The sequence below is a fragment of the Vibrio sinaloensis genome, from assembly GCF_023195835.1.
Classification (GTDB): domain Bacteria; phylum Pseudomonadota; class Gammaproteobacteria; order Enterobacterales; family Vibrionaceae; genus Vibrio; species Vibrio sinaloensis_C.
The window spans coordinates 549,717-566,964 of the sequence record NZ_CP096200.1 but is presented as its reverse complement, the minus strand read 5'-3'; the positions used below and the strand labels follow the sequence as shown (position 1 = coordinate 566,964).

Below are 17,248 nucleotides of genomic sequence, written 5' to 3'. Positions count from 1 at the left end.
ATTGGGCCATATTTCCCGCTTCTCGCGCTACTTTTTCTTCAACACAAAGTATTGGTAAGTAAAGTCTTTCGCCGCGGCTTGCTCATAAATCGCAATCTCGCGTTTAATATCCATCAGCGCCTGCGAGTCAGGCATAACTGGCGTTAGCTCTTTCACTCTTTCGGCAAGCGGTAGCCAGTAGTTTTGCCAAGCTTCTACGCCCAAAGAGAACTGAGCGACGAGCTCATAACCTGCTTTTGCAAATTGCGCTTCACGAGTGGCGATGGTTTGGATGTCAGGGTAGTCAGACAACCAAAACTGCTCCACTTTTGGCTGCGGTGTATCCGTTAACCACACAAGATCACTGACAATAAGAACACCGCTCTCTTTGAGCAAAGGCTTCCACTGTTTGAGTGCCTTTTCCATCCCCATGATGTAGACACAGCCTTCGGCCCAGAGTGCATCAAAACTCTTCGGTGCAAAAGGCAGCGAGGTCATCGAGGCATTGACTAGCGTCACTCTGTGGTCCAAGTCGCGACTTGTCAGCTTTTGTTCAAGCTGCTCAATGGCTGATGGCTCGTTGTCGACCGCTGTGATCTGTGCTTGCGTGTTTTCAGCGAGCAGTGTGGTCGAAGTGCCTTTACCACAGCCAATTTCTAACAGGGTTTGAGTATTGTCGGGAAGATGGGAGATGGCGTCTAGTGTTCCCGCTTCGCTACCAGGCCCCCAACGGTCTAGCGTCTCGAATACCGTCATAAAGTCTTGCATGTATTGATCGTGTTCGTTCATATCTTTAGATAACCATTTAATTCGTAATGCTTCTTTTTCGTCAAAGCCTTGCTGGCTAAGCCAGTGTAGATGTTCTTCAGGGGCGCTCTCACTCATTACACTGTGCATGTCTCTTTGTGAACGTTCACCCAATAAACCGAGCAACAGGTCACGCGCTTGTGTCTTCTGTTCTATTTCTTGATTCAAGGTCACTAGGCGCTGCGCGAGCACTTTCTTGTCTAGCTTCGCATCCATACACGCTTGGCATTCTTTCAAGGTTAAACCTGCGCTTTGCAGTTGTTGAATCAACAATAAGCGCTGCATATCTCGTTCGCTGTATTGGCGATAGCCGTTGCTCAGCCGCTTTCCCTTAATCAAACCTAGCTTTTCGTAATAGAGTAAGGCGGTGCGAGAAAGCCCAACCTTAGTGGCCAGCTGTGAGATTAAATACATAATGAACAAGCCCTTGCATTGCTATGTTGGGAATAACATAAAGTGTAATGCTGTAGACAGGTCAAGGCGAATTTTGCTTGGAATAGGATGAAAAGTGACAACATAAAGCGCATTACTGAACCTGAGCGGTGGGAGAGTGTGAGCCGACGTCTTCGCCGGCTCTTGAGATTAAGGCTTAGCTTTGAGTTGGTGGAGGCGTAGCTATTTCCACTCTCACTGCCGCCACTTTAAATTCTGGGATTTTCGCGTGCGGGTCGGTGGCGGTGGAGGTTAAACGGTTGACCGGAGACTCAACAAAGTGGAAAGGGATAAAAATCACCCCTTGCTGAATCCGTTTGGTAACAAAGGCATCGATCTCGATTTCGCCGCGGCGGGTTGAGACTTTCAAGCGTTGGCCATTAGATATGCCTAGTGCTTCTGCGTCTTGCACGCTGATCATCGCCCTTGGGCCGGCGAGATTATCCAGCCCCTTAGTTTTTCTCGTCATGGTGCCGGTGTGAAATTGCTCCAGCACTCGGCCTGTTGTGAGTACCAATGGGTACTCTTCATCAGGCAGTTCTGCGGCATAGCGAAACGGAATGCCAACCATTTGGCCTTTACCCCGAGTGAACTGGGTTTGGTGCATGATGCGTGTACCGTTGGGGTTGTTCTTGTTACTTGGCCACTGTACGCCATCGGGCGGAATGGCATCCCAGCGTAGGCCGGCATATTGCGGCGTCACTCGGGCAATCTCGCTAGTAATGTCAGACACAGTTTTATACCGCCAGTCACCGCCCATAGCATTGGCAACTTGTTGAATGATCCACCAGTCCTGTTTCGCTTCGCCGGGCGGTTTCACCGCAGGATTTATCCGTTGTACCCGCCGTTCGGTGTTGGTGAAATGCCCTGACTTTTCGGCAAACGAGCACGATGGCAGCACCACATCCGCGTATTGCGCAGTTTCGGTCAAGAAGATGTCTTGCACCACCAGAAAGTCGAGTGTTTCTAGTGCATCAATGACATGAGCTTGATTGGGGTCGCTCAGTACTGGATTTTCGCCCATGATATAGAGGCCGCGCACTTGGCGCTGGCATGCAGCATCGATGATCTCGGTTAGGGTTAAGCCTTGCTCGGGCGAAAGATCGGGCGCATTCCACTCCATGGCAAACTTTTGTCTCACCATGGGGTTGTAAACTTTTTGATAGCCGGGATAGCTATTCGGAAGTGCGCCCATATCGCACGCGCCTTGAACATTAGATTGGCCGCGTAACGGGTTGATTCCACCTCCTTCGATACCGATATTGCCGCACAGCAGCTGTAAGTTGGCAATGGAACGCACGTTATCGTGACCTGTGGTGTGTTGGGTGATGCCCATCGAGTAGTAGACCGCAGTGCGTTTGGCGGTGCCTATCATTCTTGCCATAGCAAAGATGTCATCGGCGCTGACGCCAGTCACTAGCTCTACTTTATCGGGGGCGTAGGCGGGTGACATCACCTCTTGCAACAAGGTATCAAAGCCATCAACACGCTCTTCGATGAACTCGTGATCGTACCAACCGTTCTTGATGATCTGCTGCATAACCCCATTGAGGAGCATTACATCGGTGCCCGGGCGGTGTGCCAAATAGAGCTCAGCATGATCGGCCATGTCGATGCGTTTGGGATCGGCCACAATCAGACGCGCCCCATGATGACGAATGGCTTGCTTAATGTGCGAGGCGATGATCGGGTGCGCTGAGGTGGTATCGGAGCCGATGATAAAAATGACGTCAGAGTGTTTAATGCTTGGGATGTCATTGGTCATCGCACCGCTACCGAGTGATGCTTCTAACCCGGTGACACTTGAGGCGTGACAAAGGCGCGCACAGTGGTCGATGTTATTGGTGCCAAGCTCACGGCGAATGAATTTCTGAAATACATAGTTATCTTCATTGGTGGTCTTGGCTGAAGAAAAACCCGCCAGCGCATTGCCGCCAAAATCTTGTTTCAAACTACTCAACTTGCTAGCGATAAGACTGATGGCCTCGGGCCAACTGGCCGGTTGTAGCCAGCCATCTTTGCGGATAAGTGGTGTGGTTAGGCGGCTACTATCGGCGATAAAGTCGAAACCAAAACGGCCCTTAACGCACAGCATTTGTTGGTTGACAGGGGATTGAGCGCCAGTAATGTACTCAATTTTGTTTTGCGCTGGGTTGACGTGCATGGTCAGTTTGCAGCCCACACCGCAATAGGTACAAATGGTGTCGACTTGGGTGAGCGGATCGGTTCTGCCTTGAGCGCGATGGCGCTTATCGACCATAGCGCCGGTGGGGCAAGCTTGCACGCAGGCGCCGCATTGCACACAGTTTGAATCGCCCATCATCATTCGCCCATGGCGCATCGAGCCAAAGTGAGGTCGATCGTCGGGTCTTAACGCAGGGCGGCCCTGTTGGTCATTGACGAAATTGAGGATGCCATGCACCGCTTGCTCGCTGCATGCATCAATACATTGACCACAACTGATACAGCGGTTGGCATCGAACTCAATAAACTCGGCGCTGCGATCAACACTAAATTTGTGCCGCGTTTCTTTAGCACGCAAAGCTTGCCAGTCTTGCGCGGATTTCACTTCGAGATTGTCTTCAAAGCATTGCTGCGCACCATATTGGGTTGAGTAATCACGCAAGTTACATTGGGTATTGGCTTGACAACCACACTCCAAGCAGCGCAATGCTTCACGGATCGCATCGTTGTTGTCGAACCCAAGCTCGACCTCATTAAAGCTTTGCGCCCTTTGCTCTGGAGTGAGCTCCGGCATTATCGCCCGCGTCACTTTTTCTAGTTGGGCAAAATGGATTGGATCGATATGTGAGAGCTGTTGCTCTTTACGAGCATTGAACTCAGGCCGTGGCATCATCGCCATATCGCCGTGTAAATAGAGATCGATCGCTTTCGCGGCTAGGCGGCCGTCACCCACAGCTTCAACGGCGGTCGCCGGGCCACGACGGAAATCACCGATGCTAAATATGTTACCGACCCCGCTATGCATCGTAACATCGTCAGTTTGCGCCGTATTCCAACGAGTGAGTGGCAGTTCAAGCGAGTCATCATCGAGAAAACTGAGATCCGGCTTTTGCGATACCGCGGCAATCACAGTATCAAACGCTTGGGTAAAAAATTCGCCAGTGGCTTGCGGGCGGCGACGGCCAGATTCGTCCGGCTCACCAAGGGCCATTCTTTCCAGTTTAATTGCCTTAACTTGCCCCTGTTGATTGCTGAGATTCTCAACCGGGTTGGTTAAGAACAGAAATTGGACGCCTTCTTGCTCGGCTTCTTCAATTTCGTAATCTTCGGCGGGCATCTCCTCGCGGGTTCGGCGATAGATGATGGTCGTCTCTGCGCCAGTGCGCCTCGCCGTGCGTGCGCAATCTATCGCGGTATTGCCGCCGCCGATGACTGCGACTTGTTGCCCTGTGGTGTAGCTTTGCTCGGTGACATAATCTTTAAGGTAGTCGACACCTAAGTAACAGCCCAATAAATCGCTGCCTGGATAGTTCATCTCAACCGCGAGTGACGCGCCGACCGCAAGACACACGGCGTCGTAATCTTGGCTCAGTTGAGACAGGGTAAACTCTCTGCCCAACTTGTGCTCGGTTTTTATCGTCATTCCGTTACGGCACATTAAGGCAATTTCTTGATCGAGAATGGTTTTAGGCAGGCGATATTCAGGAATGCCATAGCGCAGCCAACCTCCGGCTTTAGGCATCGACTCAAACACGGTGACGTCGTAGCCCTCATTGGATAGGTAGTAACCCGCGGTTAAGCCGCCGGGGCCACTGCCTACTACTGCAATTGAGCGATGCTTGGCAGGCTTTTTCGTCGGCACGTAAGCCTCGGCGGCAGCTAAATCGGCGTCGGCGGCGTGACGTTTGAGTTGGCGAATCGCAATCGGCTCATCCACGAGGGCGCGGCGACATTCACTTTCGCAAAATGCCGGACAGACGCGACCAATCGACAGTGGCATTGGTAGTGTCTGTTTGATGATCTCAATCGCTTTTTGGTGGTCATTTTGGCCGATGTAGTAGAGGTAAGATTGAATATCGACCCCAGCAGGGCAGGCTGTTTTGCACGGCGCTTCACAGTCGGCGTAATGGTCGCGCATAATGCGATTAAGTGCCTCTCGGCGGCGTTGATCTAATGTAGGCGATTGGGTTGTCACATTTAAGCCGCGACGTACCTTGAGCTCGCAAGCGCGCTGTATCTCCGCTCCTTCTACCTCAACCACACACAAATCACACGGGATTTTTTGTCCACTTTTATTGAGTCCGCACAGTGAGGGAATCTCTATGCCACAGATGCGCGCAGCATCAAGTAAGCTGGTGTCGGGGTCGACAATTCGGTACTTGCCATCAACTACTATCTCAATCATAACGCCCCCAATGGCAACAACCATTAGCCATACATTCTTTAAGGATAATGCCTTGCGAGAAAAGTTCGTGTGACAAAAAACTCAAAGTTTAGATATTTCGCTACCGGTAATAAGTAGGCCACGATGTCTTGCCAGTTAGCGAAATAGACGTCCTCTCTGCGTTGAGTTGTAAAACTGTGACATAGGTAAAAGGCGTTTATTGACGTTCATCAAACCAAGTGCGATCCACCCCTTTTGGGGTATAGGTCGATAGGATTGGCGCACGGAAAATGTCCATAATAAAAGTATGGTTGCTATGCTTGTTGTGCAGAGTCGTCTGTGACCTTGCAGCAAGCGGTATGTCGGGGTGAGGTTATGAGTAAGGCCAAGTCAAATGGTGAGCAGAGTCGGCGCCGATTCTTGCGTGATGCAACTCGAACGCTGGTCGGTGTCGGGGCTGCAGCGACAGTGTTGGGCTTGCAGTCAACACAGAGTCGAGCTCGTGACGGGCAAGGGGTTCCGATTCGCCCGCCCGGCGCATTGGCTAAAGGAGAGTTTGAACAAGCCTGTATTCGCTGTGGCTTGTGCGTTCAAGCTTGTCCGTATGACACGCTCAAACTGGCCACATTACTATCGTCGGTTGAGTCTGGCACCCCTTATTTTGATGCGCGCCAAACCCCGTGCGAGATGTGTGAAGACATACCTTGTGTGCCAGTCTGTCCAACTGGGGCGCTCGATCCTAATTTAACCAATATCGATGATGCTCGTATGGGCACCGCAGTGCTCATAGATCATGAAGCGTGTCTTAACTGGCAGGGGCTGCGCTGCGATGTCTGCTATCGTGTTTGCCCGTTAATCGATCAAGCCATCACCCTTGAAAACATTCGTAATGAGCGAACCGGCTACCACGCCAAGCTAATCCCGACGGTTCATTCCGACAAATGCACCGGTTGCGGTAAGTGTGAACAGGCGTGCGTGACGGAAGTGGCGGCCATTAAGATCATTCCAACCGAACTGGCGAAGGGAAAAATGGGCGCCCACTATCAACTCGGCTGGGAAGAGTTAACTAAGCCGCTCGAAAATAGCGCGCCGCAAGTGCCGGCTGAGGCTTTGGAGACGTTAGGAGGTAAGCGCTAATGGCTAAGAATCTCGCCAAAGATGCCGGAAAAGACGCTGTCCGAGTATTAGGTTGGTGGCAAGCTCACCGCTTCTTATTGCTGCGTCGATTGTCTCAGATTGTCATTATGGCGCTGTTTATGGCAGGGCCGACACTTGGCGTGCTGAAAGGCAATTTGTCGTCGAGTAACTTACTGGATGTGATTCCATTTAGTGACCCTTTGATTGTGTTGCAAACTCTTGCTGCTGGTCACCTCCCTGAAATGACAGCCTTAATTGGCTTTGCTGTGGTGGTCGGTTTTTACGCTTTGATCAGCCCGCGTGCATTTTGTGCATGGGTTTGTCCGCTCAATGTTGTGACCGATTTAGCAGCGTGGCTGAGGCGCAAACTTAACTTGAAAGCCAGCTATCGTTGGTCGCCGCAACTGCGCTACTGGCTGATCCCAGTGCTGCTGGTGGGCAGCGCACTATCAGGCAGCGTGCTTTGGGCCTGGATCGATCCTGTAGCCACCTTGCACCGTGGTTTAGTGTTCGGCATGGGCGCTGGTTGGATTTTGATCCTGTTGGTGTTTTTGCTCGATCTACTGTTGGTTGAGCATGGCTGGTGTGGTCATTTGTGTCCGCTTGGCGCCACCTATGGCGTGATTGGCAGCCAGAGCCTGTTGCGTGTAACCGCAACTCGCCGTGAAGCTTGCACCAAGTGTATGGACTGCTATTACGTTTGTCCTGAGCCTGAGGTGTTGCGTCAACCGCTTAAACAGGGCGATCGGCGGATAATGGACCAAAACTGTATCAGTTGTGGTCGCTGTATCGATGTGTGCGCTGAGAAAGTGTTTGAGTTTAAAAATCGCATCTCAGTTAAACAGATCGACTGATACTTGCCAGAGCGCTGTTGCAATGAGACGAAGGTTGGCTGGCTACCTTTTGTGCAATCTTTGGTTGTAGTTTGACCTATAGGTACTCTATACTCTCCCAATCACTTCTTAAGGAGATTACGCCAACATGAACAACTAACACCTGTTATCCGTTATTTCTTCTTTTTTGGATTTCACAGGGTTAGTCGGCGTAGCCTCTATCTTGCTTTCGGCAGCACTTTTTTCAGCGATAATCGACGCGTGTTTTGACGCCGGTCCTTTATTGAGCCGTTTCGCTACGCATGATGCCTAATCCTGTCTATCAGGAGGCACATTATGCCTATACTTCAAGCTCATCAACTCAGCTATCAGTTTGCCGATGGCAAATCATTGTTCAATGACGTCAGCGTCACTTTACGCCACAAACGTGTTGGTTTAGTGGGACGTAATGGCAGCGGAAAGTCAGTGTTGGCGGATGTACTCAGTGGTGAGCGACGACCGACTTCAGGCTACGTTAAGGTGACTAAAAAAGTACACACTTACCACCAGCTACCTTCATCGTTACTTAATAGTGACTTGACTATCGCGGGCTATTTAAATCTCGAGCCACAACTGCACGCATTGGCGCAAATCGAATCTGGAAAGTGCGATCAGCATTGGTTTGATCTGGTGGCAGAGCAATGGTCGCTGAAATACGATTTGCAAAACCAACTGCTCGCACTGGGTTTACCGAGCGATGTCCATTTTCCTTGCGCTAAGCTCAGTGGTGGTCAATTGGCCAAACTGCAGTTGTGGCAGTTGTTTCAATCCGACGCGCAACTTCTCGTGCTTGATGAACCCTCAAACCATTTAGATCAAGCTGGTCGTATGTGGCTACGTGACCAGTTACGCCAATTTTACGGCTATGTCGTATTGGTCAGCCATGATCGGCTATTGCTGCGTGAAATGGATCAAATTTGGCAGCTGTCGAGTCTAGGCTTGACGCAATATGGCGGTAACTATGACCACTATTATGCGCAACAGCAGCAACATGCGGCCGCTATCGAGCGACAACTCGACAGCGTGCATAAACAGCAGAAAGCGTTACAACGTCAAGCTCAGCGTAATAAGGAGAAGGCAGACCAACGCACTGCGCAGGGGATGAAAGTGCGCCGCAGTGGCAGCCAACCTAAGATTTTGCTTAACGGACTGCGCGACAAAGCGACGTCGGCCGTGGCACATCGAAATAAAAACGAGTTGGGGCGCAGTGCTTGTTTACAGCAAAAAGTGCAAGCGCTTACAGCGCGCCAAGCGCGAGACCAAACGCAAAAATTCTACATGCATGACGCGATACAAAAAAGAGGCCCACTGATAAGCTTGGTCAATGCGGTGTTGCCGTTTGGCCAGTGTGAGCCAATTCATTTTCAGCTTGGTCACGGAGATAAACTGTGGCTGAAAGGCGACAATGGTAGCGGTAAGTCGACGCTGCTCAATGTCATTCGCGCTAAGCAGACCTTGAAAGGCGGACGTTGTTTGGTCAACGCGCCGGTTTACTATCTCGACCAACACTTTGCGTTGCTAGCGCCGGAGTTATCCATGTTGGAGGCATTTCACCAGCGCTGTGCGACTATCCCTGCCAGTGAAGCACGCACCTTGCTGGCTGGGATCGGTTTTCGCCGGGATGATGTTCATCGCAAGGTGGCACATTTAAGTGGCGGCGAAAAGATGAAGCTGGCCATGTTGATTGTCAGCCATCAAGACAGCGCGCCAATTTTGCTGCTTGATGAGCCGGATAATCACCTCGACTTGGATTCAAAAATATTACTCGCACGCACCTTGGCCAGCTATCCAGGCGCGGTGATGATGGTTAGTCACGACAGTGATTTTGCTGAGCAAAGTGGGGTTACTCTGAGCTACCAGTTATCATCCTGATTGGTTCAGTCGTGGTAAATATGGTACCGGTTTCTACCAGCACGTTTGGCCTTGTATAGGGCTGAATCTGCACGGGAAAAAACTCTTTCCCATTGAAACTTTAGGGCACTTTTTTTACAGCGACACGCGCCCAGTGACACTGTGATATAAAAGGTATTGTTGTTGCTGTCTTTAGCCGGTGAAGCTTCGACTTGGTGCCGCAGTCGCTCAAGCGTTTCTTGCGCCTGAGTGCTTGCGTTCAATGGAACTATGATAACGAACTCTTCACCGCCCCAGCGGACCAGCATGTCTTGGCTGCGGATCGATTTTTGTAGTGTCAGCGCCGTTTGGGTTAGGACCAGGTCTCCGGCTTTGTGCCCGTACTGGTCGTTGAACTGTTTAAAGTGGTCGATATCGACTACGCAGACTAAGTAGTTTTGATTGGCTTGTTGGTCATTCAACTGTTGTAGCCAGTTTTCCAAATAACGTCGGTTGTGAATGCCAGTCAAGGTGTCGGTGGCATTTTGGCTCATTAACTCGCGGTTAGTGCGTTTAAGCCGCATTAAGGTCCGCAGTGAAAAGTAGCCGAAGACGATAAACAGAGTCACGGTAAGGGTCTCGCGCAGACGCTGCTCTTGCAGCCGGATATCTTGCAGCTCATTTTGAGCTTCAAGCAACTCGACTTCGCGGCGATTCAGTTGACGTTCGAGGCTGTTCTTTTCACTCAGTATTTCGTCATTGTGGGTTTGGTCGTAGTATTTTTTTTGCACAGACATCTGCTGCTTGGTCAGTTCCAGCGCGGTATGATATTCCCCCAGTTGTTCATGGGCTGCTGTCAGGGTGCTGAGAATTTGTGCTTCCCACACCAATTCCTCGACCGTCGAGTTAGTCACGGCATCAAGCACTTTGTTGGAATACTCGATGGCTTGGGTGTAGTTGTGCTGACTGAGAAAGGCCGAGGCCATGGCATCTTCGCAAATAGCGAGTGTGATTTCAGACTGGGTTTCACTTTGTGCGATGTCCACACACCGCTGGGCAATCTCGAGTGCTTTATCGCCATTGCCAATTTTAGAGTGCTGCTGTGCCATGTCGGCTAAGGTAACCACTCGGATGGTCACTGAGCCAGTCTGTGCGGCTTCGTCAATCGCCATCTGCATATACTGTTCGGCACGCTGGTACTGCTGATTGGCAAAAAATATCGCGCTAGAGTTGCCGTATAGAATCGCTTTGAACAAGCTGTTGTCAAAGCCGTTATCATGATAGAGCGACATTGCCCGGTGGATATACTCCTCAGCTCGCGGCAAATCTTGCAACTGCATGTACACGTTGGCGATATTGTTGAGTGTCATGGTGGTTTGAAAAGCGTCACCAATTTCCATTGCCAGCTGGTAAGCCATCTTGTAGTAATTTAGCCCTGCTTTTAGCTCAGCCTGTTGAAACTTGAGGTTGCCTAACCAACGATATGCGCGAGAGAGTAGGCGGGTATAGCCGATATCGCGCGCAATGGGAATCACCTCGTGGAGCAGTTTCTCTCCTTCAATTAATTGGTCAGCATCGATCTTTGTTATTGCTAAGTTGAGCTTGGCTTCTGCTTCTATCCAGTCAATCTTGGCCGTTTGGCCGACAGCAACGAGGTCAGGTAACGGAGGGATCTCTACCCCTTCGTAACGGCTTAGGTTCTTGAGAGCAAAATAATAGAGAGCTTGCCCCTCGACTGAGGTCGCCTCGTCAAGGGAGAATGCTTGTCGGTCGACCTGCTCTGGACGACATTGTGACGCGTAGTAGAGATCTAGCTGGGGTTGTTCCGCAGATCTTATGCGTGAGGCAAGATAATCATTATCTAGTTTACAGGCTGCTATTCCATCCGGCGCAACCATGACACAACAGCATAAGAGCAGCAACAGAGCGGGCTTCATTTAATCAGTTCGAATACAACAATCACACGAGCGGCAATAATAGCATCTTATTGTGATGAACTACTCAATAATCCTTATTAAAAGCGCATTTTTTTCATCACCTTGGTTTTTACGTTTGCCCTTCAAAAGGGACCGCCGAATTGAGGCTGGCCACTCTAGTTAGTTGCAACGACAACGATTGGTATTGGCTTGACACCGCTTGCTGAGTCTTATCAACCATTGACTCCGCTTACTCAACTCAGAGACCGAATCGTTCCTAGCTTTCATCGCTTAGCGGTACCACGATGATTCCCCCAGAGTAGAGCGACAGCCTTTGCACAGTTTAAGACCCGCGATTAACAATTGGATTTATTCTAGCGTGGTCATGTTCCATTCTAAGCAAGTTTGAGAATGGCTAGATTCGGTTATTATAGACCCATCAAGACGCACTAACGATAACCCAATCAGAGTTAGCTGCGACTGTCAGGACAACAATCCAAATGGATTAGTAACGAACTATTGAGGTCAAAATTATGAAAAAGTCTCTCGTTAACCTAGCTATCGCCGCTGTCGCTACTGCTGGTATCGTGTCTACTGCAAATGCGTGTACTCGTATCCTATTTGATACCAACCACGGTATCGTCAACACTCGCTCGTTTGACTGGTCTACCGAGCTAGATAATGTTGCGAACTTCCGTCCGGTCGGATTTAAAAATGCGTCTAAGCCACTCGACAACTACAAAAATGTGTTGCAGTGGGAAGCGAAATACCGCTCAATCTCATTTGTTGAAACTATCATGCTAGCAGGTGCGACCGGCCACGGTATCAACGAACATGGCATGTCAGCTGACTTGCTTTACCAAGGCTGGTCTGAAGATGCGCTAGAGCTACACCAAGACAATGGCGTACCAGCGGTTCACATTGCAGATTCTCCAAGCTACCTACTTGAGAACTACAAAAACGCCAAAGAAGTGTATGACGCATACCAAAATGGCGAGTGGCAAGTGGGCTGGAACCAGTTAACTAATGGTCACAAACACCCATTCCACGTTTCGGTCAGCGACCCAAGTGGCGATGTGTTCCAACTTGAGCTACTGAAAGACGGTACGGCGAAGGCTTGGTTCGGCAACATCAAAACAGAAGAGGGCAAACTGCTGCGCGTTCACGGCAACGATCCGTTGGTGGATGAAGCACGCCGCATCTTGGAAACGTACGGTGACCTAAACAATCCTAAGATTGCCAAAGGGCTTCCAGCCTCGCCATCACCGATTGGCCGTTTTGTTCGCTCACAGTGGTTGGCAGAAGTCACTAACTTTGACAACTTGAACTACAACGAGTCAATGGGTAAAGCGCGCAACGCCTTCACAATGGCAGCGGTGAATGCGATGGATGCACCAGATGAAGATACGCCACTAGGTCAAGAGAGCCGTTACGGTACTTGGGTGCAGTTCACTACCAACCTAGACAGCAAAGAGATTTTGGTGGATATGCATAAGTATGGTTACCAGATGTCGTTCAACTTTGATGACACCAGCGAGTTTACGACCGCGATGTGTGCCGACATGGTTGAGCAATCACCAAACTTCCGTACTCCGCAGTGGACTGAGTGTTCAGACCCAGTCGAGTACAAACACGGTAAGTAATACCTAGTTCGTTAGGTAGTCCTGGCAAAGCCACAGTTTCGACTGTGGCTTTTTTTTTGTTCTGTGGAGTCATGTTGGAGGCGTTTCACCAGTGCGGTACGACGATCCCTAGTAGCGAAGCCCACACCTTGGCCAGCTATCCAGGCGCGGTGATTATGGTTAGTCACGACAGTGATTTTGCTGAGCAAAGTGGGGTTAATGCGAGCTACCAGTTATCGTGCGCGCAAGCGCTTAAGGTGGGCGCTTAAGGTGGACGCTTGTAGGGAATGATATCGGATTTATCCTAGCATGGTCGTATTCCATTCTAAGCAAGTTTGAGAATGGCTAGGTTCGGTTATTATAGACCCATCAAGACGCACTAACGATAACCCAATCAGAGTTAGCTGCGACTGTCAGGACAACAATCCAAATGGATTAGTAACGAACTATTGAGGTCAAAATTATGAAAAAGTCTCTCGTTAACCTAGCTATCGCCGCTGTCGCTACTGCTGGTATCGTGTCTACTGCAAATGCGTGTACTCGTATCCTATTTGATACCAACCACGGTATCGTCAACACTCGCTCGTTTGACTGGTCTACCGAGCTAGATAATGTTGCGAACTTCCGTCCGGTCGGATTTAAAAATGCGTCTAAGCCACTCGACAACTACAAAAATGTGTTGCAGTGGGAAGCGAAATACCGCTCAATCTCATTTGTTGAAACTATCATGCTAGCAGGTGCGACCGGCCACGGTATCAACGAACATGGCATGTCAGCTGACTTGCTTTACCAAGGCTGGTCTGAAGATGCGCTAGAGCTACACCAAGACAATGGCGTACCAGCGGTTCACATTGCAGATTCTCCAAGCTACCTACTTGAGAACTACAAAAACGCCAAAGAAGTGTATGACGCATACCAAAATGGCGAGTGGCAAGTGGGCTGGAACCAGTTAACTAATGGTCACAAACACCCATTCCACGTTTCGGTCAGCGACCCAAGTGGCGATGTGTTCCAACTTGAGCTACTGAAAGACGGTACGGCGAAGGCTTGGTTCGGCAACATCAAAACAGAAGAGGGCAAACTGCTGCGCGTTCACGGCAACGATCCGTTGGTGGATGAAGCACGCCGCATCTTGGAAACGTACGGTGACCTAAACAATCCTAAGATTGCCAAAGGGCTTCCAGCCTCGCCATCACCGATTGGCCGTTTTGTTCGCTCACAGTGGTTGGCAGAAGTCACTAACTTTGACAACTTGAACTACAACGAGTCAATGGGTAAAGCGCGCAACGCCTTCACAATGGCAGCGGTGAATGCGATGGATGCACCAGATGAAGATACGCCACTAGGTCAAGAGAGCCGTTACGGTACTTGGGTGCAGTTCACTACCAACCTAGACAGCAAAGAGATTTTGGTGGATATGCATAAGTATGGTTACCAGATGTCGTTCAACTTTGATGACACCAGCGAGTTTACGACCGCGATGTGTGCCGACATGGTTGAGCAATCACCAAACTTCCGTACTCCGCAGTGGACTGAGTGTTCAGACCCAGTCGAGTACAAACACGGTAAGTAATACCTAGTTCGTTAGGTAGTCCAGGCAAAGCCACAGTTTCGACTGTGGCTTTTTTTTGTTCTGTGGACAACGGACTATGATCTGAGTTGCTTAAAGTGATAAGCCGCGCCTTTTTCTTGTTTCCCGCTCTGTGACGATAGCCAAAATGGCCCTGTTCATTCTATGATTCACAACGACAATGATTGGTAAGGAAAAACGATGAAATGGATGATTGCTGGGCTACTGTGCTTAGTGACTTTGGTCAGTTATGCGAGCAACGAGGAACCGCTCCCTCGCTCTGCGCCTTTTTTAAACGTCGAGATGACATTAGAACTCGACGGTATTGAGCGAGCGATGGATGATACTCGCGTCTCGCTGGATAACATTGCCTTGGCGCTGGAAGAAATTGCCGATAGTGAAGAACTGACGCCGGACCAGCAAGCCTTGATGGACGATACCACCGAGAACATCAATCAACTGGTGATACTGTCAAAACAATCACTGCAAGGGTTGCCACAAGCTTTTGACGAAACCAAGCAGGTGTTGGCGACCAGCAGTGAGCGCTTTCTCGCCGATGTTCGTCAGCAGGTGATTCTGACGCTGAGCTTGATTGGTTTTATTATTGTCGCGATTATTGCTGCGATTGCTTGGTTTATTTTACGTCCGATGCAGCAAACACTATCGACAGCAACCGCTAACCTCGCCTCAATGGCGAGCGCTATTAAAACGACCGCTCAAGCGCTGCAAGCCGTTTCTGCTCATCAACAGCAACTCGCCGATCAACTCGACTCTCTCCAAAGTGACGTTGATCCTAAAAGCAAAAATAAGGAGTGAAACATGCAGCTAAAGCGCATTCACCACGTAGCGGTGATTTGCTCAGACTATGCACGTTCGAAGCACTTTTACAGCCAAATATTGCAGCTTGAGATAGTTGCGGAAAACTACCGTTCGGAGCGGGATTCTTACAAATTAGATTTGGCGCTGCCTGATGGCGGGCAAATTGAGCTGTTCTCGTTTCCCAATCCGCCAGCAAGGCCGTCAAGGCCAGAAGCCCAAGGCTTGCGCCATCTCGCTTTTGCTGTTGACTGTGTCGCGAGTTATAAGGATTACTTACTCAGCCAAGGTGTCGAGGTTGAGCCGATTCGCATCGATGAGTATACCGGTAAGCCGTTTACCTTTTTTCAAGACCCTGACGGCTTACCGCTTGAACTCTATCAAGCGTGACCCAGCACTTCACGCTTGATTACCGTTATCACTCCTGAGTCGCGGTGACTTGGCGCGGTGAAGCGGGCAGTCTGTTTAACCTTAGGATGCGCATTGTCCATCGCATAGGAGTGATAGCTGACCTTAAGCATCTCTAAATCATTGAGGTAGTCACCAAAACTCATGGTTTGCTGGTCGCTAAAGCCGAGCGTTTTTTGTAGATGTTCGATAGCGGCACCTTTTGAGGCGCTGGCGTTCATCACATCCAGCCATATCTTGGCACTCACCACGACTTGATGGGTGTCACCAAACTGGCGCTCAAAGCTTGGATACATCTGTTGTTCTGCACCATCGAAGTGACAAATGGCGACTTTAATAAAATCGTCTTCGACATTGAGCAGATCCGTCACATATTGGCAGCGATGGTAATACTTAGAGATCTCTCTTAGAGCTTGTGGGTCTTGAGTCTCAATGTAGGCCGATTGCGTGCCGCACAACACAATATGTGCGCCCTCGATGGCACGCGCCTGTTGAATGATCGCCGCAATTGATGCCTTGTCTATTTCACAGCGATACAACTCTTTGCCTTGGTGCATCACCATGGTGCCGTTTTCAGCAATAAACATCATCCGCTCGCGAATCGGCGCAAACGTCTCCATTAGGCTGAAGTACTGTCGGCCCGATGCCGCAGCGAAAATGATATTGCGCTGCTCTAGTTGCTGATAAATCGTGTAAAAGTTTTGTGGGAGCTGGCCGTTATGATCGAGTAGGGTGCCATCCATATCGACAGCGATGAACTTAATATCTTGGTTAGGCATAGTGAATCGAGAGTTACGCATAGAGAATAAAGGTCAGAGGCGAGAATTTACATTACTTGGGTTTATGTTCAAGTGATTTATGTCAACTGAGGACAGCTCCTTACGTTTGCCAAGTTAGCCACCTACTATTATTGTGCATCGACAGGCTTGACCTTTACCTAGGGTTAAGGTTTAAGGTCGGAGTCTCTTAGTTGAGGAACGTTATGACCCATTCAATTCGCACCACATGGATTTTGATGATCGGCATCGCTGCGATGTTGATGTCGAACTATGTCTCGAGTGCGCCAGCGATGGCAGTGAATGCGGTAATCACTCCTCAAGTTATGACTGAGCACAGTACCCACGAAAACCATGCTGTGGCGACCCAGGCCAGCGATTGCTTGCCGTCGTCTGTGGTCAATCAGCACAGTAACGCTGATATGTCACCGGCTCAGCCATGCAGCAATCCAGGTGAAGAGCATCACTCTTGCTGCGGCTCTGTCTGCTCCAACTCTTCTTTCCCTCTCACAGATGTGACTTTTCAACGCGATGGTTCTAGTCAGCTCGCGCCGTTTCACGGTTTCGATATTGGTAAGAAAATGTCGCGCCAACAGGGCATACTTCGTCCACCTTCCGCTTAATTCAACACTCACATTTCTCCCCTAGTGCAGCTCTAAATGCCTGTATTTGCTAGGGATCGATCTATCACGTTTCTACGTCATACCAATCGGCACAAATAGATGATCAAGCATT

Annotated in this window: 13 protein-coding genes; 9 read left to right on the top strand and 4 right to left on the bottom strand. The window is 49.9% G+C overall.

The features are described from left to right. Positions 1-27: 27 nt before the first annotated feature. A complete protein-coding gene (locus tag MTO69_RS16095; RefSeq protein ID WP_248335530.1) occupies positions 28-1,200 on the bottom strand; it encodes a MerR family transcriptional regulator in 1,173 nt (390 codons plus the stop codon). A 175-nt stretch (positions 1,201-1,375) separates the two neighbouring features. Beyond that, positions 1,376-5,587 carry a formate dehydrogenase subunit alpha gene (gene fdhF / locus MTO69_RS16090; RefSeq protein WP_248335528.1) on the bottom strand — a complete coding sequence of 1,404 codons (4,212 nt, stop codon included), beginning with the start codon at positions 5,585-5,587 and terminating at the stop codon, positions 1,376-1,378. Between the two features lie 354 nt (positions 5,588-5,941). Between fdhF and napG the strand changes: the two genes are divergently transcribed. The 3 genes from napG (at position 5,942) to MTO69_RS16075 (ending at position 9,447) form a co-directional block, all read left to right on the top strand. Beyond that, on the top strand, positions 5,942-6,703 hold the full coding sequence (napG, locus tag MTO69_RS16085; RefSeq protein WP_248335526.1) for a ferredoxin-type protein NapG: 762 nt from the start codon (positions 5,942-5,944) through the stop codon (positions 6,701-6,703). Next, positions 6,703-7,557, top strand: coding sequence for a quinol dehydrogenase ferredoxin subunit NapH (gene napH, locus MTO69_RS16080; protein WP_248335524.1), 855 nt, complete (start codon positions 6,703-6,705; stop codon positions 7,555-7,557). The genes napG and napH overlap by 1 nt, the downstream gene beginning before the upstream one ends. Positions 7,558-7,872: 315 nt before the next feature. Further along, positions 7,873-9,447, top strand: coding sequence for an ATP-binding cassette domain-containing protein (locus MTO69_RS16075; protein ID WP_248335522.1), 1,575 nt, complete (start codon positions 7,873-7,875; stop codon positions 9,445-9,447). A gap of 5 nt (positions 9,448-9,452) precedes the next feature. On the opposite strand, the gene MTO69_RS16070 is transcribed toward MTO69_RS16075, so the two are convergent. Next, complete coding sequence (locus tag MTO69_RS16070) at positions 9,453-11,342, bottom strand: tetratricopeptide repeat-containing diguanylate cyclase (RefSeq protein WP_248335520.1); 1,890 nt, start codon at positions 11,340-11,342, stop codon at positions 9,453-9,455. A 512-nt stretch (positions 11,343-11,854) separates the two neighbouring features. On the opposite strand from MTO69_RS16070, the gene MTO69_RS16065 reads away from it, so the two are divergent. From MTO69_RS16065 to gloA2, 5 genes are all read left to right on the top strand, one after another. Next, positions 11,855-12,964 (top strand): linear amide C-N hydrolase, encoded by a 1,110-nt coding sequence (locus tag MTO69_RS16065; protein WP_248335516.1) that lies wholly within the window; start codon positions 11,855-11,857, stop codon positions 12,962-12,964. 71 nt (positions 12,965-13,035) lie between these two features. Next, complete coding sequence (locus MTO69_RS16060; RefSeq protein WP_248335518.1) at positions 13,036-13,212, top strand: hypothetical protein; 177 nt, start codon at positions 13,036-13,038, stop codon at positions 13,210-13,212. Positions 13,213-13,406: 194 nt separating this feature from the next. Next, a complete protein-coding gene (locus MTO69_RS16055) occupies positions 13,407-14,516 on the top strand; it encodes a linear amide C-N hydrolase (RefSeq protein WP_248335516.1) in 1,110 nt (369 codons plus the stop codon). A gap of 198 nt (positions 14,517-14,714) precedes the next feature. After that, positions 14,715-15,329 carry a hypothetical protein gene (locus MTO69_RS16050; protein WP_248335514.1) on the top strand — a complete coding sequence of 205 codons (615 nt, stop codon included), beginning with the start codon at positions 14,715-14,717 and terminating at the stop codon, positions 15,327-15,329. A gap of 3 nt (positions 15,330-15,332) precedes the next feature. Continuing rightward, positions 15,333-15,719 (top strand): SMU1112c/YaeR family gloxylase I-like metalloprotein, encoded by a 387-nt coding sequence (gene gloA2, locus MTO69_RS16045; RefSeq protein WP_248335512.1) that lies wholly within the window; start codon positions 15,333-15,335, stop codon positions 15,717-15,719. On the opposite strand, the gene MTO69_RS16040 is transcribed toward gloA2, so the two are convergent. After that, entirely contained in the window at positions 15,710-16,516 is an 807-nt protein-coding gene (locus MTO69_RS16040) for a Cof-type HAD-IIB family hydrolase (RefSeq protein ID WP_248335510.1), read from the bottom strand. The genes gloA2 and MTO69_RS16040 overlap by 10 nt on opposite strands. 203 nt (positions 16,517-16,719) lie before the next feature. Between MTO69_RS16040 and MTO69_RS16035 the strand changes: the two genes are divergently transcribed. Then, positions 16,720-17,136 (top strand): hypothetical protein, encoded by a 417-nt coding sequence (locus MTO69_RS16035; RefSeq protein ID WP_248335508.1) that lies wholly within the window; start codon positions 16,720-16,722, stop codon positions 17,134-17,136. Positions 17,137-17,248: the final 112 nt, after the last annotated feature.